Genomic DNA, 20,302 nt, shown 5'->3' on the forward strand with positions numbered 1-20,302 from the left:
GGTGGGTCCGTCCGATCAAGCGGTCGCGGGCATCGCGGCCGGCAGGCCGCCGTCCGGGCGGCCTCCGATCGCGGTCGCGTCGCGGGTCTCGGGCATCAGCGCGAGGTAGAGGACGAAGCCGAGCCCGGCGGTCGCCGCCAGCGCCAGGAACGCGGCCGAGTAGCCCGCCGAGACGATGATCAGCCCGGCGAAGGTGGCGCTGAACGCGGCACCGAGCCCCTGCGCCGTCGCCACCGCCCCCTGCGCGGCGTTGAAGCGGCCACCGCCGTGGGTGAGGTCGGCCACCACCACCGGGAACAGCGCGCCGTAGACGCCGGCACCGACGCCGTCGAGCAGCTGGACGCCGACGAGCCAGAACGGGTTGTCCGACAGCGTGTAGAGCACGCCGCGCAGGGCCAGAACGCCGAAGGCCGCGAGGAAGATCGGCTTGCGCCCGATCGCGTCGGCCTTGGCACCGACGAACATCGCCACCGGCACCATCACGCATTGCGCGGCGACGATGCAGACCGCGATCAGCGAGGTCGCGTGGTCCTTGCCCGACAGGTGCGTCAGCAGCTGCCCGACCGAGGTCAGCATCGCCGCGTTCGAGAGGTGGAACAGCGCGCACAGGCCGGCGAACAGCACCAGCGGCTTGTTCTTCAGCAGGGTGGCGAAGCCCGACGGCGCGTCCTCCTCGACGACGTCCTGTTCCTTGGTCATGCCGCGGGCAAGGTCGTCGTCGATGGCTCGCGCCGGCACCAAGAGCATCGCGCCGATGGAGCAGACGGCGAGCGCCCCCATCAGCCAGAACACCACGACGGGCCCGAAGAAGTAGGCGAGCCCGCCGGCGAGCGCGGCGGAGACGGCGTTGCCGGCGTGGTTGAAGCCCTCGTTGCGGCCGATCCGCCGCGAGAACATTTTGGGGCCGACGATCCCGAGGGTGATGGCGGCGAGCGCCGGCGGGAAGATCGCCCCAGCGACGCCGGCGACCGACTGCGTCGCGGCGACGAGGTAGAAGTTGCCGATGAACGGCAGCGCGAGGCAGCTCGCCGTCACCGCCAGGGCGGCAGCGATCACCACGGCGCGCTTGGCGTTGGTGCCGTCGATCAGCATCCCGGCCGGCGTCTGCGCGATCAGCCCGGCGATGCCCGCGATCGTCATGATCAGGCCCGTCGTCGCCTCGTTCCAGCCCTGGTCGGGCCCGCGCACGGCGATCAGGTAGATCGCGAGATAGGGCCCGAGGCCGTCGCGCACGTCGGCGAGGAAGAAGTTGAGGGCGTCGAGCCCGCGCAGGGTCTTCGCCGACGGCATCGAACCGGCCGTGCCGTCCCTCGCCCCCGCCTGTGTCGTGCTCACGTCGTCGCCCTCGCTGGTCGGGTGGCCGGGCGGATCGCCTCCGCTCGGCCGGGTGCTCAAGTCGTTGATCGCGCCTGTGTTCCGCCGCCCGACTGCGATCAGGCCGCCTCGGCCGCCGCCGGCTTCGGCTTGCGGACGGTGCCGTCGTGGTCGACGTGCAGCCGGACGGCCTGCCCGTCCTTCTCGGCCGGCAAGTCGAAGTGCTTCGGCCGCCGCTTCGGCTCGCCGGTCACGTGGTAGCCGGCGGCCTCCGCGGCGGCGATCGCCGCAGCCGGATCCGCATCCGAGCCCGCAGCCTTCGCCGGCCACGTCACCGCGTGCACCGTGCCGTCGGCGGCGGTGAGGCGCGCGACCTTGATCTCCGACGGCTTGCGCTCGCCCTCCACCGTCACGGCATCGCCGACGCGGAGCGCGATGCCCTCGGCCCCCTTCGGCCCGAGGTCGGCGAGGTGTCGCCCGTCGGCGCCTTCGATGGCGAAGCGGTGCCCGAAGATGGCCCAGACGGTTCCGGTGGCGTTCGTCGTCGTCATGATCGTCTCTCTGAGGGGTGGTGGGTCGGTCAGCGCGGCGGCGCGGCGTCCGGTGGCGGCGGAGGGGCGTCCGGCGGCGGGGGCCGCCCCGGATCGATCTCGGTCATCGCGCCGGTGGCGGCGGCGATGGCGTGCGCCTCGATCACGGTGCCCAGCGCGCTGCGGGCGAGAACCCCGCGGACGGTCAGGGCGCGCCCGGCCCGGAGCTCGGCGTTCCAGCGTTCGGCCTCGCGCGGCGGCATCCGCACCTGCGTGCCGTCCGCGAGCAGCACCCCGTTGATCTCGCCGCGCTTGCCGTGCAGCGGCATGGCCACGCGCCCGGTCACCGTCGTCTCGCTGCGGTCGCGCCCGGGCGGCCCGAGGTCGATCACCGTCGCCCCGGTCGCGTCGTTGCGGATCATCGTCCCGTCGACCAGCGGCAGCGCGCGGGCCTTCAGTCCGTGGATGGTGACGGCATCCCCGGGGCGCACCGCGAAGGCCAGCTGCACGCTGAGATGGGGCGGCGCCTTCACCTCGGTGCCGTCGGTGAGGATCAGGCCGTCGATGTCGCCGCGTGGCGTCAGCGTGTACTGCCGCACCGTTCCGCGTGTCTCGGGCAGGCCGGCGGGATCGAACGCCGTCTGCGCCGCGGCGCTCGCTGCCGAGAGGGCGAGCGCCGCGATGGCCGGGAGGAGAGCCGTCTTCCGATGCCGCACGACGCCTCCCTGTCCCGATCGGATCACGGGAAGGCCATGGCACCGTCCGTGCCATCGACAAAACGCTTACGGATCAGATGGTTGCCTCGGCAACGGTCAAGCTTGATCGTCCGGATTCGCGACAGCGACCGTCGTGAGATCGGACAGGCGCGCGCCGTCGGCCGGCGCGCCGAGGCCGTAGCGCTCGATCTTGGCGTAGAGCAGCTGGCGCTGGATGCCGAGGCGCCGAGCGGCCGCGGTGCGGTTGCCGCCGGACGCCTCCAGGGCCGCCGCGATCATCGCCGCCTCGAGCCGCGCCACGGCGCCGGGCAGGTCGCCGGCGAGCCAGTCGACCGGCTCGGCCTTGCGGGCGGCGGCGGGCAGGTCGAGGTCGGGCGCGTCGATCGCGTCGCCCCGCACCAGCACGCCGGCGCGCTCGATCACGTTGCGCAGCTCGCGGACGTTGCCCGGCCAGGCATGCCCGAGCAGCCGCGCGGCGGCCGCCGCCGTCAGCCGCTTCCCCCCGAGCCCGGCGCCGGCCAGGAAATGCTCGGCCAGCGGCAGGATGTCGGCGAGGCGCTCGCGCAGGGGCGGCAGCGCGATCGGGACGACGTTGAGGCGGTAGTACAGGTCCTCGCGGAACGTGCCGGCGGCGACCATCCCCGGCAGGTCGCGGTGCGTCGCGGCGACCACCCGCACCGCGACGGCGACCGGGCGGCCGCCGACCGGCGCCACGACCTTGTCCTGGATCACCCGCAGGATCTTGGCCTGCATCTCGCGCGGCATGTCGCCGATCTCGTCGAGGAACAGGGTTCCCCCGTTCGCCTCGCGGAACGCGCCGGTTCGGTCCGTCACCGCGCCGCTGAACGCCCCGCGGACATGGCCGAACAGCTCGCTCTCGAGGAGGTCGCGGGGGATCGCGGCGCAGTTGACCGGGACGAAGGCGCCGGAGCGGCGCTTCGCGTAGGTGTGGAGCGCGCGCGCCACCAGCTCCTTGCCGGTGCCGGTCTCGCCCTGGATCAGGATCGTCGCATCGCTGTCGGCGGCGAGCCCGATGGTCTTCTGCACCCGCCGCATCCCGGCGCTCGACCCGACGAGGCCGTCGCCGGCGCCCGGCTCGCCGGCCGCGGCCGAGGGGATCGCCGGCCGGTCGAGCATCGCGGACAGCACCGCCGCGAGGTCGGCGCGGCCGACGGGCTTCGTCAGGTGGTCGTGCGCGCCCAGCCGCATCGCCTCGATGGTGTTGCCGGCATTGGCGTAGGCCGTCAGCACGGTCACCGGCGGCGGGCTGTCCTGCGCGCGGATGCGGGCGAGCACCGCCATGCCGTCGAGGTCGCCCGGCATGCGCAGATCGAGCAGGATCGCGGCGACCCCCGGCTCGGCCGCCAGCCGCGACAGGGCCTCGCGGCCCGAGGCCGCCACCAGGGGCCGGTGGCCGAGATCGGCGATGGTCTCGGCGAGGCTCTCGGCCAGGGCCGCGTCGTCGTCGACGATGAGGATCAGAGCCATATCGCCATCAGAGCCAGGGCAGGTCGATCTCGAAGGTGGCGCCCACGGTCGATTCGACGAGCCGCACCTCGCCGTCATGCGCGCGGGCGATCTCGCGCACGATCGCGAGGCCGAGGCCGGTGCCGTCGGGACGTCCGGTGGCGAAGGGCTCGAACGGCTCGGCCCGGATCGCGTCGGGGACGCCCGGCCCGGTATCGGAGACGGTGAGGAGCAGGCGCGCGCCGCGAGCGTCGCCGATGCGCGCGGCGGCGAGCCGGACGAGGCCGCCCTCGGGCACGTGCTGGAGCGCATTGAGCACGAGGTTGTCCAGCGCCCGGGCGATCTGGCCGGCATCGATCGAGACCCGGGCGCCGGCCGGCAGCCCGTCGGTCTCGACCGCGAGCCGCACGCTCTGCTCGCGGGCCAGATCCTCGTGCAGGCGGGCGCTGGCCTCGAGCAGGGCGGCGACGTCGGCGGGCGCACGCACGGGCGGCCGCGCCTGCGTCAGGCCGAGGAGGTCCGAGAGCAGCCCGTCGATGCGGGCGACCTGCTCCAGCACGGTCTCGATCGCGCCGCGGGCGCGGGCCGGATCGCCGCTCGCCAGGGCGTTCTCGGCCTTGAGGCGCATCGCCGAGAGCGGGTTGCGGATCTCGTGGGCGACGCTCGCCGAGAGCCGCCCGACCGCGGCGAGCTTCTCGGCCGCCACCGCCCGTCCCTGCGCCTCGCGCAGGCGCGCGCTCGCCGCGTTCAGCGCGTCGACGAGGCGGTCGAGCTCCGGCTCGCCGGTCGGCGCGAGGTCGGGCAGGTCGCCGCGCTCGGAGCGCGGCGCGGCGAGCTGCGCCTTGAGCCGGGCGATGTGGCCGGAGAAGCCGTAGAGGAAGCGCCCGAGGAACAGCGCCGAGCCGAGCACGGTCGCCGCGAGGAAGGCGAAGCCGGCAAGCAGCTGGCGGTAGGCCGGGCCGTGATCGGTCTGGATCCGCGCCATGGTCCAGGCGGTCGCGCCGACGATCGGGCCGCGCAGGGGGCAGGCCTGGAGCAGCAGGGCCTGCGTCCGGCTCGGGCGGCGGAGCGCCACGGGCCGCTCGGTGCGCAGCGCGTCGGCATTGATCTGCGCGATGCTGTCGCGCTCGGCCGCCGGCAGGTCGGTCTTCGGCCCGGTGCCCTCGTAGGTCGGGAAGGCGTAGGCGACCGAGCCTTCGGACGCGGTCCAGATCCCGCCCTCGACGCCGGGCGAGCGGGCGAGCGCCACGCTCACCGCATCGGCGAGGTCGGCGCGCAGGGCGGCGTCGACCGCGCGCGTGGACGGCATCGCGCCGGCGACGAAGGCGGTGCGGTCGACGATCTCGCGGCAGGCGCGGGCGACCGCGACCTCGGCCTGGCCGACCTGCACGTCGGCCGACTGGCTGTAGAACGCGAACAGCAGGTAGCCGGTGGCCGCGGCGGAGGCGAGCAGCAGCAGCCAGAGCGCGAGCAGCCGCGCCCGCAGCGAGCGCGGCATCACCGGCCGCGCCATCGCCGGGCTCGGTCGAAACCTGGGTCGAAGCGGATCTCGCGCACCGGGCGTCTCGGCCCCTTCATCGGCAAGGCGCCACCGCCTCGGATGCTGCCGGTGATCGCATGTTCCGGCCGGGCGACCAAGCGGGCTGGGCGGATGTCGGGTCGGGCGGGCTCGACGGTCCTGCGGAGCCCCCCCCCTCGCTTGACCGCCCCGGCGGTTTTCGACAGGGTCCGCGGCGCTGCAATCCGCGGTTCCGGCGAGGGCCGCCGCACTGGACGATCCGCAAAAGCTCCCGATGGCGTCAGGCGACGAGACGGCTCCCGAGGCGGCTCCCGGGCCCTTCACGATCTGCCGCGAGGACGAGCCGGTGCCGGCAGCGCTTCGCGGCGCCGTCGCCGGGATCGGCAATTTTGACGGGGTCCATCGCGGGCATCGCGCGCTGGTCGCGGCGGTGCGCGCCGCCGCCGACGAGACCGGGGTCCCGGCGGCGATCCTCACCTTCGAGCCGCATCCCCGAGCCTACTTCGCCCCCGACAAGCCGATGTTCCGCCTCACCGGCGTCGCCGCCCGCGAGATCGTCTTCCGGCGGCTCGGGCTCGACGGGGTGATCGTGCGCCGGTTCGACGCGGGCCTCGCCAGCACCGGGGCGCGCGACTTCGTCGATCGGCTGCTGCGCGACGACCTCGGCCTGTCGGGCGTCGTCGTCGGGCACGACTTCCATTTCGGGCGCGGGCGCGAGGGCACGCCGGCGATGCTGGCGGCCCTGTGCGCCGAGGTCGGCCTGTCGTGCCGCATCGTCGCGCCGGTGGCGCTCGGTACCGAGGCCGACCCGATCTCGTCGAGCGCGATCCGGCGGGCACTCGCCAAGGGCGAGGTGGCCCGCGCCAACGCGCTGCTCGGCTACCGCTGGTTCGTGATCGCCGCCGTGCGGCACGGCGACAAGCGCGGGCGCACGCTGGGCTACCCGACCGCCAACCTCGCGCTCTCGGACTGCGCCCTCGCCCACGGCATCTACGCGGTGCGCGTGCGCCTGCCCGACGGCACGATGCGGGACGGGGTGGCGAGCTACGGCCGCCGCCCGACCTTCGACGACGGCGCGCCGCTGCTCGAGGTCAACCTGTTCGGGTTCGCGGGCGACCTCTACGGGCAGGAGATCGCGGTCGAGCTCGTCGGCTTCATCCGCGGCGAGGAGCGATTCTCGAGCGCCGAGGCGCTGATCGCCCGCATGGACATCGATTCGGCCGAGGCGCAGGCGATGCTCGCCGCCGACCGGACGCCGTCGATGCTGGACTGACCGGCGTCAGGGCGCCGAAGCGAGCGCGAGCGCGGCGTGGCGCAGGTCCTTCGCGTCGTGGCCGCCGCTGACGGCGTAGGCCGAGTCGCCGGTGGTCCAGGCCAGCGTCGCGCCGTCGCCGGCATCGGCCACCTCGGTGGCGAGCCCGGCCGCGTGCACGAGCCCGGTCGCGCGGCGCCGGGTTGCGAACAGGGAAACCTCGCCGAGCTCGCCGGCCGCAAACGCCACCTCGATCCCGGTGCCGCTGCGGGCGGGAAACACCTGCACGTCGCGCACCGTCCAGCCCTCGGGGACCGCGGGCAGCGCGATGCCGGTCGCCGCCGAGAGCCGCGCCCGGTCGTAGGCCGGCACGCCCTGCGCGCCGATGCGGACGCGGAGCTGCGCCACCTGCCGGGCCTGCTGCGCGTCGGCGACGAGCGCCGGGTCGACCGGCGAGGCGAAGGTGTCGGGCACCCCGAACTGGCCGACCTCGCTGTGCGCGAGCCAGCCCGCGCCGACGAGCACGGCGATCGCCGCCGCCCGCTTGAAGCGCGACGCGACGCGGTTCCAGCGCAGCGACCGGTCGAGGCGGCGGGCGGCGATGCGCAGGCGGTCCGGCCCGGGGCCGGGCGACGGCGCGAAGGATTCGCGCAGAGCGTCGCGGTCGTGCATCTCGGCCATCACGCGGGCCGCCACGTCGGGGTTGCCCGCCAGGTACGCCTCCACGTCGAGGCGGCGCATCACGTCGAGCTGCCCGTCGACGAAGGCGATGAGGTCGGTGTCTGCAATCGGGTCGGTCATCGCGGGTTCGTCCTGTCGTCTCGTTCGCCGTCGTCTCGCTCCGCGCCGTCAGAAGTCGCCGACGGCGCGGCGGGCAAAGGGCGCATCGCCCGGCCCCTCGGTGCGGCCGTCCCGGGTCACGAGGCGCAGGCCCGGCCGCTCGGGCGCGCGCGGTCGAGGCTCGTCGGCGCCCTTCCGCGCGGCGTTCTCCCGCGCGGCGCCCTCGCCCTCCTCGAAGGCGCGCAACGCCGCCCGGCCGCGGCCGAGGCGCGACATCAGCGTGCCGATCGGGATGCCGAGCACCGCCGCGGCGTCGGCATAGGCCATGCCTTCGAGGGTGACGAGATGGAGGGCGGCGCGCTGCTCCTCGGGGAGCGTCAGGAAGGCGCGGCGGATCTGGGCGAGGCGCACCTGCCCCTCCTGGGCCGGCAGCGCCACCTCCTCGTGCATCTGCACCAGCACGTCGGCGTGGCGCGTCTCGACGCGCTTGCGGCGCTGGTCGTCGATGAAGACGTTGTGCAGCACCGTCATCATCCAGGTGCGTAGGTTGGTGTTGGGCCGGAGGCTGCCTTCCGCCTCCAGCGCCCGCACGAGCGTGTCGTGCACGAGGTCGTCCGCCCGCAGGGTGTCGCGGGTGAGCGAGCGCGCATAGCGCCGCAACGGCACCAGGAGGTCGACGATGTCGGGGCGCTTGGTCTTGTCGGCGATCATGGAAAGCTAACGGAGCGGCGCGCGGATTTAATCCGTCCGCGCGCCGGCGTGCCCGAAGGGTCGGGTGCGCCGGCGCACGCGGCCTGGCGCGCTCGGCTTACTGGTACGCCTGCTGCAGGTCGAGCGAGCAGTCGCGGCCGATCTTCTCGTAGTTCTCGGCGAGCCAGGCCTGCGCGGCGTGGCGGCCCTTGTCGCGCAGGCGCTGGAACACGCGCCAGCGCGCGTCGAGCTTGGAGCCGGCATTGTAGGCGTCGAGCGCGTCGGTGCCGTCGATGCGGTGGACCAGCACCCGCTGGTACTGGCCCTGGCCGAGCACGCCCTCCTCGATCAGCCCGTCGACGAAGTCGATCGCGCGCAGCTCGCGCATCAGGTTGGCGTTGAAGGTGATCTCGTTCAGCCGGTCCTGGATCTCCCGCTCGGTCCGCGGGGTCTCGCGGCGCTCGACCGGGTTGATCTGCACCAGGAGGATGTCGCGGGTCACGGCGCCGCGATGCAGGGGATAGAGCGGCGGGTTGCCGAGGTAGCCGCCGTCCCAGTAGGGCACGCCGTCGATCTCGACGGCCTGGAACACGGTCGGCAGGCAGGCCGAGGCCATCAGGTGGTCGACGGTGAGGCGCTCGCGCTCGAACACCGCGAGCTTGCCGGTCCAGACGTTGGTGGCCGAGACGAAGACGCCGGCCGTGCTCGCCTCGCGCAGGCGCTCGAAATCGACCTGGGCGGCGAGCGCCTTGCGCAGCGGGTTGATGTTGAGCGGGTTCGAGACGTAGGGGCTCGGCGTCAGCACCTTCGACCAGAACTCGATCACCGGGTTGCCCTTCAGCGCGCCGAACATCCCGTGGAACAGGCTGCGCTGGCCCGGCGAGAAGTCGCCGTCGAGGCTGACCTCGCGCCAGAACCGCTCGAGCCCGGCGCGGGCGCCCTCGGGGCCGTCCTTCAGCCAGCCGTCGATCATCACCACGGCGTTCATCGCGCCGGCGCTCGCCCCGGTGACCGCCTCGAAGCCGAGGCGCCCGTCCTCGATCAGCGCGTCGAGGACGCCCCAGGTGAAGGCGCCGTGCGCGCCGCCGCCCTGCAGCGCCAGGGCGACGTTCTTCTCCGCCCGCGGCCCCGCGAGCACGTGATGCGAGGGGTGGGCGGAGGGGCGGTCGGCGATGCCGTCGGAGACAGGCCCGGGCACGGCGGTGACCGGGTTGCCGGGCTCGGGACGATCGGTGCAGGGCTGCGAAGTCGGCGTCATCATCGCCTCAACATGGATTGTTGCACTGCGGTATCAAAGGCCGCATCGCAGCATTTTTCTACGGACGCGGCGGCGGCGCAAGCGCGCCCGGTGCGTCGCGGTTCCGCGAATCGGCGCGGTGGACGGCGGCGGCCCGGCCAGCGCGACGCGACCGGAGCGCGCGCGAGGTCCGGGGCGGGCGAGCACGATCCCGTTGGCGGACAACGCTTATCCGAGGCGGGGCCGGCACGATCGCACCGGGCCGTGGCCTGCGCGAACTCGACATCGCGGGGCGGATGCGACATGACACGCGCGGTGCAGACATGCATCGCCGCAGGATTGACGCGGTCCCGCGTCAATCGCAGCTAAACGATCGATCGTGCAAGCTGATGGCGTGCTGCGCGCAGCCGCCGGCCGATCGCGACGTCGCGAAACACAAGGCCTTAAACGAAGGTCCACGATGGAAGCCATGCAAGCCGCCAGCCTCGACCAGAACCCGCTCGCCGCGCAGGCCGCGGGCCTGACCGGACCGGAGATCGCCGGGCCGGCCCCGCGCCACCGCACCGTCGGGGTGCGCGTCGGCCAGGGCGAGGGCGCCGTGACCGTCGGCGGCGGCGCACCGGTCGTCGTCCAGTCGATGACCAACACCGACACCGCCGACATCGACGCCACGGTGGCGCAGGTCGCGCAGCTGGCGCGGGCCGGCTCGGAGCTGGTGCGCATCACCGTCGACCGCGACGAGGCCGCCGCCGCCGTCCCGAAGGTGCGCGAGCGCCTGGACCGCATCGGCTGCCACGTGCCGCTGGTCGGCGACTTCCACTACATCGGCCACAAGCTGCTCTCCGATCACCCGGCCTGCGCCGAGGCGCTGGCGAAGTACCGGATCAACCCGGGCAACGTAGGCTTCAAGGAGAAGAAGGACGTCCAGTTCTCGACGATCATCGAGCAGGCGATCCGCTATGGCAAGACGGTGCGCATCGGCGCGAACTGGGGCTCGCTCGACGAGGCGCTGCTCACCCACCTGATGGACGAGAACGCCCGGCTGCCCCGGCCGATCGACGCCCGCGCGGTGATGCGCGAGGCGATGGTGCAGTCGGCGCTATCCTCGGCCGAGCGCGCCGTGGAGCTCGGCCTGCCGAAGGACCGCATCATCCTCTCCGCCAAGGTCTCGGCGGTGCAGGACCTGATCGCGGTCTACCGCGAGGTCGCGCGCCGCTCGGACTACGCGATCCACCTCGGGCTGACCGAGGCCGGCATGGGCTCGAAGGGCCTGGTCGCGGCGTCTGCCGCCATCGGCGTGCTGCTGCAGGAAGGCATCGGCGACACGATCCGCTACTCGCTGACGCCGGAGCCCGGCGGCGACCGCACCGTCGAGGTGAAGGCCAGCCAGGAACTGCTGCAGACCATGGGCTTCCGCACCTTCGTGCCGATGGTGGCGGCCTGCCCCGGCTGCGGCCGCACCACCTCGACCACGTTCCAGGAGCTCGCCCGCGACATCCAGAACTGGATCGTCACCTCGATGCCGGAGTGGAAGAAGACCTATCCGGGCGTCGAAGGCCTGAACGTCGCGGTGATGGGCTGCATCGTCAACGGCCCCGGCGAATCGAAGCATGCCGACATCGGCATCTCGCTCCCCGGCACCGGCGAGACCCCGACCGCGCCGGTCTTCATCGACGGCAAGAAGGCGATGACCTTGCGCGGCGCGACGCTGGCCAAGGACTTCGAGACGGTGGTGATCGACTACATCGAGCGCCGCTTCGGCCAGGGCGCCCGCAACGCCGCGGAGTAGCACCGCCGCGCCTCCCCCTCCCCCGCACCCCAGTCGGGCACACCCCGGCTTGGGCACATGAAGGTGCAGGTCTGGGGCGAGCCCGAGATCGGTCGGGCGGAGGGACGCCCCGTTCCCCGAAACCTCCCTGTTCCCGCCCGCACGGGGGCGTGATAGCAGGGCGCCGAGATTCCGTGAGCGGCAGGCCCAGCGGCCGCCGTGGCCCGGCATTCGCGTTCCCGGTCGCATCCTCCGGTGGGACCCTCGATGCGCCACACCGCGAAACGCCGTGCAGGCTTGATGAGCCTCGATCGCACCCGATGACCCAACCCGTGACACCGGGCGGCACCGCCGCTCAGCCCGACGCCGCGGGCGTCCAGCCCGCCGCGGACGGCCCGGCCCTGGCCGCGCCCGGCACCGTCGTGCACCCCGCCGGCGCCGTCGACCCGGCGGAGGGCCGGGCGCACGCCGCGCCGGGCCTCTGGACGCTGGCCGTCGGCTCGGTCGGCGTGGTCTACGGCGACATCGGCACCAGCCCGCTCTACGCCTTCCGCGAGGCGCTGGTGCCGGCCCGCTACGACAACATCCTGCTGGCGGAAGAGGTGCTCGGCACCGCCTCGCTGATCCTGTGGGCGCTGTTCCTGATCGTGACGGTGAAGTACGTCGCGATCCTGCTGCGCATGGACAACAACGGCGAGGGCGGCATCCTCTCGCTGATGGCGCTGGCGCGGAAGGCGCTCGGCGGATCGCGGATCGTGTTCGCGCTGGGCCTGCTCGGCGCGGCGCTGTTCTACGGCGATGCGGTGATCACCCCGGCGATCTCGGTGCTGTCGGCGGTGGAGGGGCTGAAGCTCGTCACCCCGGCCTTCGAGGGCTCGGTGCTGCCGATCACCGTGGCGATCATCCTCGCGCTGTTCCTGGTGCAGAGCCGCGGCACCAGCAAGGTCGCGGCCTTCTTCGGGCCGGTGATGGTGCTGTGGTTCCTGGCGCTGGCGCTCGCCGCGGTGCCGCACATCGTCGGAAACCTCACGGTCTTCAAGGCGCTGAACCCGTGGTACGCCGTGCATTACCTGCTCGGCCACGGCACCGGCGCCCTCGTCGCCCTCGGCGCGGTCTTCCTCGCCGTCACCGGCGCGGAGGCGCTGTTCGCCGACCTCGGCCATTTCGGCCGGCGGCCGATCCAGATCGCGTGGCTCGGCCTCGTCTTCCCGTCGCTGGCCCTGAACTATCTCGGCCAGGCGGCCCTGGTGCTGGAAAAGCCCGAGACCACCGATCCGTTCTTCCAGTTGTTTCCCGAATGGGCGCTGCTGCCGATGGTGATCCTGGCGACGCTCGCCACCGTCACCGCGAGCCAGGCGGTCATCACCGGGGCGTTCTCGCTGTCCCGGCAGGCGATCCAGCTCGGCCTGCTGCCGCGGCTCGAGATCCGCCACACCTCCGAATCGCATTCGGGGCAGATCTTCCTGCCGCAGATCAACGGCCTGCTGATGATCGGCGTCGTGGTGCTGGCGGTGGTGTTCCGCTCGTCCTCGGCCCTGGCCTCGGCCTACGGCATCGCGGTCACCGGCACGATGCTGCTCACCGCGAGCATGACCTTCCTCGTGGTCTGGCGGCTGTGGCACTGGTCGCCCGTGGCGGCGGCCGCCCTGATGCTGCCGTTCATCGTGATCGAGTTCCTGTTCCTGCTCTCGAATCTGCTCAAGGTGTTCGAGGGCGGCTACGTGCCCCTGCTGCTCGCCGCCGGCCTGATCGTGCTGATGTGGACCTGGGTGCGGGGCGTCACGATCCTGTTCAACAAGACCCGCAAGACCGACGTGCCGATCCTCGAGCTCGTCGGCATGCTGGAGAAGAGCCCGCCGCACCACGTGCGCGGCACCGCGGTGTTCCTGACGAGCGATCCCGAGATCGCGCCGGCGGCCCTCCTGCACAACCTCAAGCACAACAAGGTGCTGCACGAGAAGAACGTCATCCTCACGGTCGAGACCGTCGACACCCCCCGCGCCAACGGGCCGGACCGGGTGCGGCTGGAGCCGATCGGGCCGGGCTTCTACAAGGTCGTGATGAAGTTCGGCTACATGGAGACGCCGAACATCCCAAAAACCCTCGTGCTGCTGCGCAAGGAGGGCTTCAAGTTCGACATCATGGCGACGTCGTTCTTCCTGTCGCGCCGCTCGATCCGCCCGGCCGCCCATTCCGGGATGCCGCTGTGGCAGGACCGGATCTTCATCACGCTCGCCAAGAACGCCAACGACGCGACGGACTTCTTCCAGATCCCCACGGGCCGGGTCGTGGAGGTGGGGACGCAGGTCACGGTCTGAGGCGCCCCACTTCCAGGCCAGCCGGGATGGCGGCGCGCATCGTCGCTCGATGTCACAGGCGTTCGACGGGCACGCCCACGGCCGCACCCGCCTCTGCGGGGCGCGTGTCGAGGGTCGCGAGCGTCAGGCCGGCATCGGCGGCGATCGCCCGATGAAGCGCATCTCCAGCGCGAAAGCCGGGATGGGTCTGGTCCGCGAAGCGTGCCGCCGTCCGAAACGTCCTCTCGTCGATCGGCAGCATCACGAGCGACGTAGCCGTCAGGCGCGTGAACGACGACGGGGACACCGAACGATGCTGCGAATCGATCGTGCCCGTGCGGAACTTGATCGAGAGCGGTGCCGAGAACTCGGTGGCGACCCAGGCACTGATGGCGAGGTCCCCGCCTGCCCAGGCGGTGGGCCAAGCCTGCATCCGGGCGGTTTCCCGCTCCTCGGTCTACGCCGCGACCGAGACCGACGTATCGAGATACGGCATCAGTACCGTTCGTCGTCCCGCATCGCGCGCACAAACGTCGCGGCACCCTCCGGCTGCAGCGGCATCGCGGCGGTGACGGCCCGGAGGGTCTCGAGATCGATCGGCCGCTTCGGTCCCGGCATGGCACTGTGCCGTGCCACCGCGCGCCCGCGACGCGTTACGACAGCGGCTTTGCCGGCGACCATTCGGTCGACGAGCGCGCTGAGGCGCGCCTTTGCCTCTGCCGAGCTCACCATCTCCCTCGCCCTCAATGACCACCGAGCTGATCATCGTAGGTGGCGGATCGGGTTTCGGCTATCCACCCGCGCCCTCCACCGTGTGCGTGCGCCAACGCACACGGCATGCCCCAGGCGCCGGGCTCGGGCCGCGTGCGGTCGTTTGCCCGCGTTGCACCGCGCAGCAGGCATGCCGTAGATTGAATTCATTCTGAGAACGACATGCGGACCCGGGGGGCGTCGCGGCATGGGAGGCCTTCGCGTCGCCCGGGCCGTCGCGCCGTCCCGGTGCGATCCGCATTCACACAGGACGTTTGCGAATGATCAAACTGACGGTGAACGGAGCGCCACGCAGCTTCGACGGCGACCCCGACATGCCGCTGCTGTGGTACCTGCGCGACGAGCTCGGCCTGGTCGGCACCAAGTTCGGCTGCGGCCAGTCGCTGTGCGGCGCCTGCACGATCCACCTCGGCGGCACCGCGACCCGCTCCTGCACCACCCCGATCTCGGCCGCGGCCGACCAGGAGGTGACGACCATCGAGGGGCTTTCCCCCGACGGCAACCACCCGGTGCAGGTGGCCTGGCGCGACCTCAACGTGGCGCAGTGCGGCTACTGCCAGTGCGGCCAGATCATGCAGGCGGCCTCGCTCCTGAAGGATACGCCGAAGCCGACCGACGCGCAGATCGACGAGCAGATGAGCGGCAACATCTGCCGCTGCGGCACCTACCCGCGCATCCGCGCCGCGATCCACCAGGCCGCCGGTCAGGCGCCCGCCAGCAAGGGAGAGCGCCTGTGATCCATGACGCAAAGATGATGGCCGACCTCGCCGCCGAGGCGCCGACCCGGCCGGCCCTGATCGCCAACGTCAGCCGCCGCGCCATCCTCGGCGGGCTCGGCGCCTTCGTGCTCGCGGTGAACCTGCGCGACACCGCCAAGGCCGAGACCAAGGCCCAGGAGCCGGCGAAGTTCGGCGCCGACGGCATGCCGCACGGCTGGCGCGACGACCCGAAGATCTTCGTGGCGATCGCCGCCGACGGCCGCGTGACCGTGACCAACCACCGCTCCGACATGGGCCAGGGCGTGCGCACCTCGGTCGCCTTCGTCGTCGCCGACGAGCTGGAGGCCGACTGGTCGAAGGTCGGCGTGGTGCAGGCCTGGGGCGACGAGGAGCGCTTCGGCAACCAGGACACCGACGGCTCGCGCAGCTTGCGCCACTTCTTCCAGCACTTCCGCCACGCGGGCGCGGCGGCCAAGCTGATGCTGATCCAGGCGGCGGCCAAGCAGTGGAACGTGCCGGCCTCCGAGGTGACGGCCGAGAACCACGTGCTGACGCATGCCAAATCGAAGCGCACGCTCGGCTACGGCGACGTCGCGGCGATCGCGGCGGAGCTGCCCGTGCCGGCCCGCGAGAGCGTGGTGCTGAAGGACCCCAAGGCCTTCCGCTACATCGGCAAGGGCCAGATCGGCATCATCGACAACCGCGACATCACCACCGGCAAGGCGGTCTACGGCCTCGACACGAAGCGCGAGGGCATGCTGTACGCGCTGGTCGCGCGCCCGGCGGTCTACGGCGGCAAGGTCGTGAGCTTCGACGATACCGAGACCCGGAAGGTCCCCGGCGTCGTGAAGGTGTTCAAGATCGACGGCGGCGAGATCCCCTCGGAGTTCATGCCGCTCGGCGGCGTCGCGGTGGTGGCCAAGAACACCTGGGCGGCGATGAAGGGCCGCGAGGCGCTGAAGATCGTCTGGGACGACGGCCCGAACGCCGGCTACGACACCGACGCGTTCCGCACCGAGCTCGAGAAGGCGGCGCGCGCGCCCGGCAAGGTCGTGCGCAACCAGGGCGACGTCGACGGGGCGATGGCCAAGGCCAAGACCAAGCTGACGGCCGACTACTTCGTGCCCCACCTCGTCCAGGCTCCGATGGAGCCGCCGGCGGCGGTGGCGCAGGTGAAGGACGGCGCGTGCGAGGCCTGGGCCTGCACGCAAGGGCCGCAGGCGGCGCACGACCGGCTGGTCAAGGCGCTGGGGCTTCCCGCCGACAAGGTCCGGGTGAACGTGACGCTGCTCGGCGGCGGCTTCGGCCGCAAGTCGAAGCCCGACTACGTGGTCGAGGCCGCGCTCTGCTCGCGCGAGGTCGGCGGCGCGCCGGTGAAGCTCACCTGGACCCGTGAGGACGACATCCACCACGGCTACTATCACACCATCTCGGCCGAGCACCTCGAAGCGGGCCTGGACGACAAGGGCATGCCGGTGGCCTGGCTCCACCGCTCGGCGGCGCCGACGATCGGCTCGATCTTCGCGCCCGATCCGAAGCACGAGCTGCCGTTCGAGCTCGGCATGGGCCTGGTCAACACGCCGTTCGCGGTGCCGAACATCCGGCTGGAGAACCCGGAGGCGGCCGCCCACGTGCGGATCGGCTGGTTCCGCTCGGTCTCCAACATCCCGCACGCCTTCGCGATCCAGTCGTTCGTCGCCGAGCTGGCGCACGCGGCGGGGCGCGACGCGAAGGACTACCTGCTCGACCTGATCGGGCCGGCGCGCAAGATCGATCCCACCTCGATCGGCGATGTCTGGAACCACGGCGAGGATCCCAAGCTCTACCCGATCGATACCGGGCGCCTGCGCCGGGTGATCGAGACGGCGGCCGGTGGCGCCGGCTGGGGCCGCAAGCTCGAGAAGGGCCGGGGCCTCGGGATCGCGGGGCATTACAGCTTCGTCACCCACACCGCGGTCGCGGCGGAGGTCGAAGTCGACCCGAAGGGCGGCGTGAAGGTCGTCGCGGTCGACATCGCGATCGATTGCGGGCCGCAGGTGAACCCGGAGCGCATCCGCTCGCAGATGGAAGGCGCCGTGGTGATGGGGATGGGCCTCGCGCTCACCTCCGAGATCACCTTCAAGAACGGCCGGGCGCAGCAGAACAACTTCGACGGCTACGAGATCATCCGGATCGACGCCGCGCCGAAGGTGATCCGCGTGCACCTCGTCAACTCGGGCACCTGGGACGGGCCGCTCGGCGGCGTCGGCGAGCCCGGCGTTCCGCCGGTGGCGCCAGCGATCGCCAACGCGGTGTTCGCGGCCACCGGCCGCCGCGTGCGGCAGCTGCCGATCCGCGATCAGCTCAGCGCCTGAGCCAAGGAAGCCGCGCCGCCCGCCGGCGCGGCGACGGACCGGACGACCGAGGGGCCCCTCTTCCACCGGACGAGCGGGCCCCTCGGCGTTTTGCGAAAAGCTCCGTGTCCGAGGCTTCTGTTTTCCCGCGACGTCGCGTTTCGACGGAGCCTTGCCGGTGGATGCCGCGTTTCCGTCACGGAGCCACCGGGATCGTCCTGTCGGTCCCTCTCGGCTCCCAACCACCGGAGATCTCATTCGATGACGCGTCCTGCGTACCTCGCCACCCTGCTCGCCGTGTCCGCGCTCGCGGCGCCCGGCCTGATTGGGCCGGCTTCGGCCTCGCCCTGCTCGGATCGGATCGCCGGGCTGGAGAAGCGGGTGAAGGCGGAGTCGACCGAGGCAATCTCGGCCTCGACCAGCGGCCAGGGCGCCGCGGCCAAGCGCGGCGGCGAGGGCGTGACCGGCACGGAAGGCAACGCGCCCGGCCAGTCGCCGCAGGCCCCGCCGGAGAAGTCGGCCGAGGCCGGAAAGGGCGGCGACGCCGCCCAGCAGGCCAAGGTGGCACTCGACGAGGCCCGCACCGCCGACGGCAAGGGCGACGCCAAGGCCTGCGAGGCGGCGTTGACCCGCGCCGAGGCGCAGCTCAAGGCGGCGCCGTAAGCACGAGCCTCCGCCGGATGCGCGAGCCTCCGCCGTCGTCCGTCGGATGCGGGGGCCGGTGGAGGCTCGGTTGGGTTCGCGCGCCGGATCGGAAGGACCCATGGGGGGCGGAGCCGGTCGGGCGCGGACGTGCGGCGGGCTGAAAAAAACCGTTTGCGGCGACGACGCCGGCGGCGGTGAAACGGTTTGCGAAACGGTCGGTCGCGGCGAAACGATCGTGGGTCGGGGGCGGAGACCGTGTCCTCGCCCCGCGGAGGCTTCGTCAGGCCATCGCGTCGAAGGCTAGGCGGGCGGAGGCGGCGCCGAGGGCGTGCGCGTTGCCGTTGAGCCCGGCGCAGAGGTCGTCGATCTCGGCGACGTCGAGGGCTTCGCCGGTCTCGGCGGCGATGGCGTCGATGAGGTGATCCTGGCGGGGGTCGAACGGATGACCCTGCATCCGGTAGAACTGGTAATAGCGCAGGGCCGCCAGGACGGTGTCGCGCTCGCGGGCCGTGACCGTGAAGTTCTGCATGGGCTTTTGGCTCCCGTGTGGCTTCATCGAACGCCGGTACGTGCCGCGGCAACCGCACCAAGCTTGTCCATTGTACGCACAGCGCCGTGAGCGTCCATGTCTTGACACGGCGATCCTGCGTGATTCGGCCGAGAAAGTCCGATTGCGCGCAAGCGGATATTGAGTTTCCGAACGCAATTCCCGTGGTTTTTCAAACCTGTGCGGTCGCAGCCTGCGTTATTCTGCAGGTGTTCCTGCGCCATTGCATCGGATCACGATGTGAGAGTGGCGAGGAAGGCCGGCACCGTCTCGCTGGCCGGGCCGTAGCGGGCCTCGTCGAACGCGTCCGCGTTGTCGGAGGGCTCGGCGTTCAGCTCGCAGGTCGGGATGTTCCGCGCCTGCGCCAGCCGCACGTAGCCGGCCGCCGGGTAGACCGCCCCCGAGGTGCCGATCGCGACGAACAGGTCCGCCGCCGACAGCGCCGCCTGGATCGCGTCGAGGTGGTGGGGCATCTCGCCGAACCACACCACGTCGGGCCGCGACGTGCCGACCGCCGAGCACAGCGGGCAGGCATCGGCGACGTCGAGGTCGCCGGGACAGGGAAAGGTGCCGGCGCAGGCGGTGCAGCGGCCCTTCAGCAGCTCGCCATGCATGTGGACGACGGCACGCGAGCCCGCCCGCTCGTGCAGGTCGTCGACGTTCTGGGTGCACAGGAACAGCCGCCCGCCGCGCTCCGCCAGCGCCGCCTCGGCCTGCGCGAGCGCGACGTGGGCCGGGTTCGGCGCGGCCGCGACCGCCCCGCGCCGGCGCAGGTTGTAGAAGTCCAGGACGGTGCCGGGGTCGACCGCGAAGGCCTCGGGCGTCGCGAGCCGCATCGGATCGAACCGCGCCCACATCCCGCCGCGGTCGCGGAACGTGCCGAGCCCGCTCTCGGCCGAGACGCCGGCTCCGGTGAGGACGAAGACGGTCTTCGGAAAGGGCGCACGCAGGGGCATGGGCGCGAGCCTACACCCGCCCGGCGCCGACCGCCCATCGGAATTCGGCGCCGGGCAGGTCGAAGCTGCGGGCCGGCGCGGCGAGGCTCGGCGGAGGGGCCGGCGCGGCGTCCCGCCGGGCGATGCGGCCCGAGCCGATCAGCCGAGCTATACCGCGCCGATGCGCATCCTCGGCCGCCTTCTCCTCGGCTCCCTCGCCCTGCTCCTCGCGATCCCGAGCGGCGGCGCGATCCTGCTCATGGCGCTCGTGCTCGATCCGGTGGCGAGCGTCTGGCTGACGAAAGGCGCGCTCGCCGGGCTCGATGCCGGCCTGTCGGACCTCGCCGCCGGCCTGCCGCCGGAGAGCTTCGCGTGGGTCCTCGCGGGGCTGGCGAAGGCGTCCTTCGTGCTGCTCGCGGTGCCGCCGGCCCTGGTGGCGCTGGTCGGCGAGACCCTGCGCTGGCGCGGCCTGCTCTGGTACGGCGCCGGGTGCGGCCTGATCACCGCCGCCCTGCCCTGGCTCGCGCGCGGGGCCGTGCACCCCGGCGGCACGGCGCTCGCGGCCGAGGCGCGGGTCACCGCGATCCTGTTCCTCGCCGGCGCCGGTGCCGGGCTCGTGTACTGGCTGATCGCCGGGCGAAGCGCCGGGCGGCCCCCGACGCGGGCGTGACGTTTCCGCGACACGGGCGCGCTTCGGGGCGGCCCGGCGGGATGCTTCGGATGCGTCGAACCGTCGAACCCCGGTCGGCCCGCGCAGGATCCCCCTGGCGGCGACGAGGGAC

19 protein-coding genes are annotated in these 20,302 nt (G+C 72.5%); 7 read left to right on the forward strand and 12 right to left on the reverse strand.

Features of this window, described 5'->3' with window-relative positions; genetic code table 11:
* Positions 1 to 15 precede the first annotated feature (15 nt).
* From MKK64_RS06280 to MKK64_RS06300, 5 genes are all read right to left on the reverse strand, one after another.
* Positions 16 to 1,290: an MFS transporter gene (locus tag MKK64_RS06280; RefSeq protein WP_243932832.1), complete on the reverse strand. Its 1,275-nt coding sequence runs from the start codon at positions 1,288 to 1,290 to the stop codon at positions 16 to 18.
* A 143-nt stretch (positions 1,291 to 1,433) separates the two neighbouring features.
* Positions 1,434 to 1,865 (reverse strand): hypothetical protein, encoded by a 432-nt coding sequence (locus tag MKK64_RS06285; protein WP_243932669.1) that lies wholly within the window; start codon positions 1,863 to 1,865, stop codon positions 1,434 to 1,436.
* Positions 1,866 to 1,894: 29 nt separating this feature from the next.
* Positions 1,895 to 2,560, reverse strand: a complete 666-nt coding sequence (locus MKK64_RS06290; RefSeq protein ID WP_147859918.1) for a hypothetical protein — start codon at positions 2,558 to 2,560, stop codon at positions 1,895 to 1,897.
* A gap of 96 nt (positions 2,561 to 2,656) precedes the next feature.
* Positions 2,657 to 4,048 carry a sigma-54-dependent transcriptional regulator gene (locus MKK64_RS06295; protein ID WP_243932676.1) on the reverse strand — a complete coding sequence of 464 codons (1,392 nt, stop codon included), beginning with the start codon at positions 4,046 to 4,048 and terminating at the stop codon, positions 2,657 to 2,659.
* 7 nt (positions 4,049 to 4,055) lie between these two features.
* The gene (locus MKK64_RS06300) at positions 4,056 to 5,540 is read right to left on the reverse strand and encodes a sensor histidine kinase (RefSeq protein WP_243932683.1); all 1,485 of its coding nucleotides are present in this window, start codon (positions 5,538 to 5,540) and stop codon (positions 4,056 to 4,058) included.
* Between the two features lie 280 nt (positions 5,541 to 5,820).
* Here MKK64_RS06300 and MKK64_RS06305 point away from each other — a divergent pair, with 280 nt between their 5' ends.
* Positions 5,821 to 6,819, forward strand: a complete 999-nt coding sequence (locus MKK64_RS06305) for a bifunctional riboflavin kinase/FAD synthetase (RefSeq protein WP_243932685.1) — start codon at positions 5,821 to 5,823, stop codon at positions 6,817 to 6,819.
* A gap of 6 nt (positions 6,820 to 6,825) precedes the next feature.
* On the opposite strand, the gene MKK64_RS06310 is transcribed toward MKK64_RS06305, so the two are convergent.
* The 3 genes from MKK64_RS06310 to MKK64_RS06320 all read right to left on the reverse strand — a co-directional run bounded on the left by MKK64_RS06310 (position 6,826) and on the right by MKK64_RS06320 (position 9,529).
* A complete protein-coding gene (locus MKK64_RS06310) occupies positions 6,826 to 7,599 on the reverse strand; it encodes an anti-sigma factor family protein (RefSeq protein WP_147843668.1) in 774 nt (257 codons plus the stop codon).
* Positions 7,600 to 7,647: 48 nt separating this feature from the next.
* Complete coding sequence (locus MKK64_RS06315) at positions 7,648 to 8,289, reverse strand: sigma-70 family RNA polymerase sigma factor (RefSeq protein ID WP_147843667.1); 642 nt, start codon at positions 8,287 to 8,289, stop codon at positions 7,648 to 7,650.
* Positions 8,290 to 8,386: 97 nt separating this feature from the next.
* Positions 8,387 to 9,529, reverse strand: coding sequence for a patatin-like phospholipase family protein (locus MKK64_RS06320; RefSeq protein ID WP_147729027.1), 1,143 nt, complete (start codon positions 9,527 to 9,529; stop codon positions 8,387 to 8,389).
* Between the two features lie 445 nt (positions 9,530 to 9,974).
* Here MKK64_RS06320 and ispG point away from each other — a divergent pair, with 445 nt between their 5' ends.
* Together ispG and MKK64_RS06330 are read left to right on the forward strand one after the other, a co-directional pair.
* Positions 9,975 to 11,294: a flavodoxin-dependent (E)-4-hydroxy-3-methylbut-2-enyl-diphosphate synthase gene (gene ispG, locus MKK64_RS06325; protein ID WP_147729028.1), complete on the forward strand. Its 1,320-nt coding sequence runs from the start codon at positions 9,975 to 9,977 to the stop codon at positions 11,292 to 11,294.
* 299 nt (positions 11,295 to 11,593) lie between these two features.
* Entirely contained in the window at positions 11,594 to 13,591 is a 1,998-nt protein-coding gene (locus MKK64_RS06330; protein ID WP_243932687.1) for a potassium transporter Kup, read from the forward strand.
* Positions 13,592 to 13,643: 52 nt separating this feature from the next.
* On the opposite strand, the gene MKK64_RS06335 is transcribed toward MKK64_RS06330, so the two are convergent.
* Together MKK64_RS06335 and MKK64_RS06340 are read right to left on the reverse strand one after the other, a co-directional pair.
* A complete protein-coding gene (locus tag MKK64_RS06335; protein ID WP_243932689.1) occupies positions 13,644 to 14,003 on the reverse strand; it encodes a type II toxin-antitoxin system VapC family toxin in 360 nt (119 codons plus the stop codon).
* 62 nt (positions 14,004 to 14,065) lie between these two features.
* A complete protein-coding gene (locus MKK64_RS06340) occupies positions 14,066 to 14,302 on the reverse strand; it encodes a type II toxin-antitoxin system Phd/YefM family antitoxin (protein ID WP_243932691.1) in 237 nt (78 codons plus the stop codon).
* Between the two features lie 299 nt (positions 14,303 to 14,601).
* Between MKK64_RS06340 and MKK64_RS06345 the strand changes: the two genes are divergently transcribed.
* The 3 genes from MKK64_RS06345 (at position 14,602) to MKK64_RS06355 (ending at position 18,056) form a co-directional block, all read left to right on the forward strand.
* Positions 14,602 to 15,078, forward strand: coding sequence for a (2Fe-2S)-binding protein (locus MKK64_RS06345; protein ID WP_147728433.1), 477 nt, complete (start codon positions 14,602 to 14,604; stop codon positions 15,076 to 15,078).
* Positions 15,075 to 17,414 (forward strand): xanthine dehydrogenase family protein molybdopterin-binding subunit, encoded by a 2,340-nt coding sequence (locus MKK64_RS06350; protein WP_243932693.1) that lies wholly within the window; start codon positions 15,075 to 15,077, stop codon positions 17,412 to 17,414. The genes MKK64_RS06345 and MKK64_RS06350 overlap by 4 nt, the downstream gene beginning before the upstream one ends.
* A 240-nt stretch (positions 17,415 to 17,654) precedes the next feature.
* Positions 17,655 to 18,056, forward strand: coding sequence for a hypothetical protein (locus MKK64_RS06355; RefSeq protein WP_147859714.1), 402 nt, complete (start codon positions 17,655 to 17,657; stop codon positions 18,054 to 18,056).
* A 262-nt stretch (positions 18,057 to 18,318) separates the two neighbouring features.
* Here the strand turns inward: MKK64_RS06355 and MKK64_RS06360 are convergent, their stop codons facing one another.
* Positions 18,319 to 18,567, reverse strand: coding sequence for a hypothetical protein (locus tag MKK64_RS06360; protein ID WP_147843828.1), 249 nt, complete (start codon positions 18,565 to 18,567; stop codon positions 18,319 to 18,321).
* A gap of 251 nt (positions 18,568 to 18,818) precedes the next feature.
* Entirely contained in the window at positions 18,819 to 19,541 is a 723-nt protein-coding gene (locus MKK64_RS06365; protein ID WP_243932694.1) for an SIR2 family NAD-dependent protein deacylase, read from the reverse strand.
* A gap of 160 nt (positions 19,542 to 19,701) precedes the next feature.
* Between MKK64_RS06365 and MKK64_RS06370 the strand changes: the two genes are divergently transcribed.
* A complete protein-coding gene (locus tag MKK64_RS06370) occupies positions 19,702 to 20,190 on the forward strand; it encodes a hypothetical protein (RefSeq protein ID WP_243932696.1) in 489 nt (162 codons plus the stop codon).
* Positions 20,191 to 20,302 lie beyond the last annotated feature (112 nt).

It is taken from the genome of Methylobacterium sp. E-025 (assembly GCF_022829705.1).
Lineage (GTDB): Bacteria > Pseudomonadota > Alphaproteobacteria > Rhizobiales > Beijerinckiaceae > Methylobacterium.

Bases quoted from the DNA above. Each gene is read 5' to 3' on its own strand.
- MKK64_RS06280 (WP_243932832.1), bottom strand. From the start codon at position 1,290: ATGCCGTCGGCGAAGACCCTGCGCGGGCTCGACGCCCTCAACTTCTTC.
- MKK64_RS06285 (WP_243932669.1), bottom strand. From the start codon at position 1,865: ATGACGACGACGAACGCCACCGGAACCGTCTGGGCCATCTTCGGGCAC.
- MKK64_RS06295 (WP_243932676.1), bottom strand. From the start codon at position 4,048: ATGGCTCTGATCCTCATCGTCGACGACGACGCGGCCCTGGCCGAGAGC.
- MKK64_RS06300 (WP_243932683.1), bottom strand. From the start codon at position 5,540: ATGGCGCGGCCGGTGATGCCGCGCTCGCTGCGGGCGCGGCTGCTCGCG.
- MKK64_RS06305 (WP_243932685.1), top strand. From the start codon at position 5,821: ATGGCGTCAGGCGACGAGACGGCTCCCGAGGCGGCTCCCGGGCCCTTC.
- MKK64_RS06310 (WP_147843668.1), bottom strand. From the start codon at position 7,599: ATGACCGACCCGATTGCAGACACCGACCTCATCGCCTTCGTCGACGGG.
- MKK64_RS06315 (WP_147843667.1), bottom strand. From the start codon at position 8,289: ATGATCGCCGACAAGACCAAGCGCCCCGACATCGTCGACCTCCTGGTG.
- MKK64_RS06320 (WP_147729027.1), bottom strand. From the start codon at position 9,529: ATGATGACGCCGACTTCGCAGCCCTGCACCGATCGTCCCGAGCCCGGC.
- ispG (WP_147729028.1), top strand. From the start codon at position 9,975: ATGCAAGCCGCCAGCCTCGACCAGAACCCGCTCGCCGCGCAGGCCGCG.
- MKK64_RS06330 (WP_243932687.1), top strand. From the start codon at position 11,594: ATGACCCAACCCGTGACACCGGGCGGCACCGCCGCTCAGCCCGACGCC.
- MKK64_RS06335 (WP_243932689.1), bottom strand. From the start codon at position 14,003: ATGCAGGCTTGGCCCACCGCCTGGGCAGGCGGGGACCTCGCCATCAGT.
- MKK64_RS06340 (WP_243932691.1), bottom strand. From the start codon at position 14,302: ATGGTGAGCTCGGCAGAGGCAAAGGCGCGCCTCAGCGCGCTCGTCGAC.
- MKK64_RS06345 (WP_147728433.1), top strand. From the start codon at position 14,602: ATGATCAAACTGACGGTGAACGGAGCGCCACGCAGCTTCGACGGCGAC.
- MKK64_RS06355 (WP_147859714.1), top strand. From the start codon at position 17,655: ATGACGCGTCCTGCGTACCTCGCCACCCTGCTCGCCGTGTCCGCGCTC.
- MKK64_RS06360 (WP_147843828.1), bottom strand. From the start codon at position 18,567: ATGCAGAACTTCACGGTCACGGCCCGCGAGCGCGACACCGTCCTGGCG.
- MKK64_RS06365 (WP_243932694.1), bottom strand. From the start codon at position 19,541: ATGCCCCTGCGTGCGCCCTTTCCGAAGACCGTCTTCGTCCTCACCGGA.
- MKK64_RS06370 (WP_243932696.1), top strand. From the start codon at position 19,702: ATGCGCATCCTCGGCCGCCTTCTCCTCGGCTCCCTCGCCCTGCTCCTC.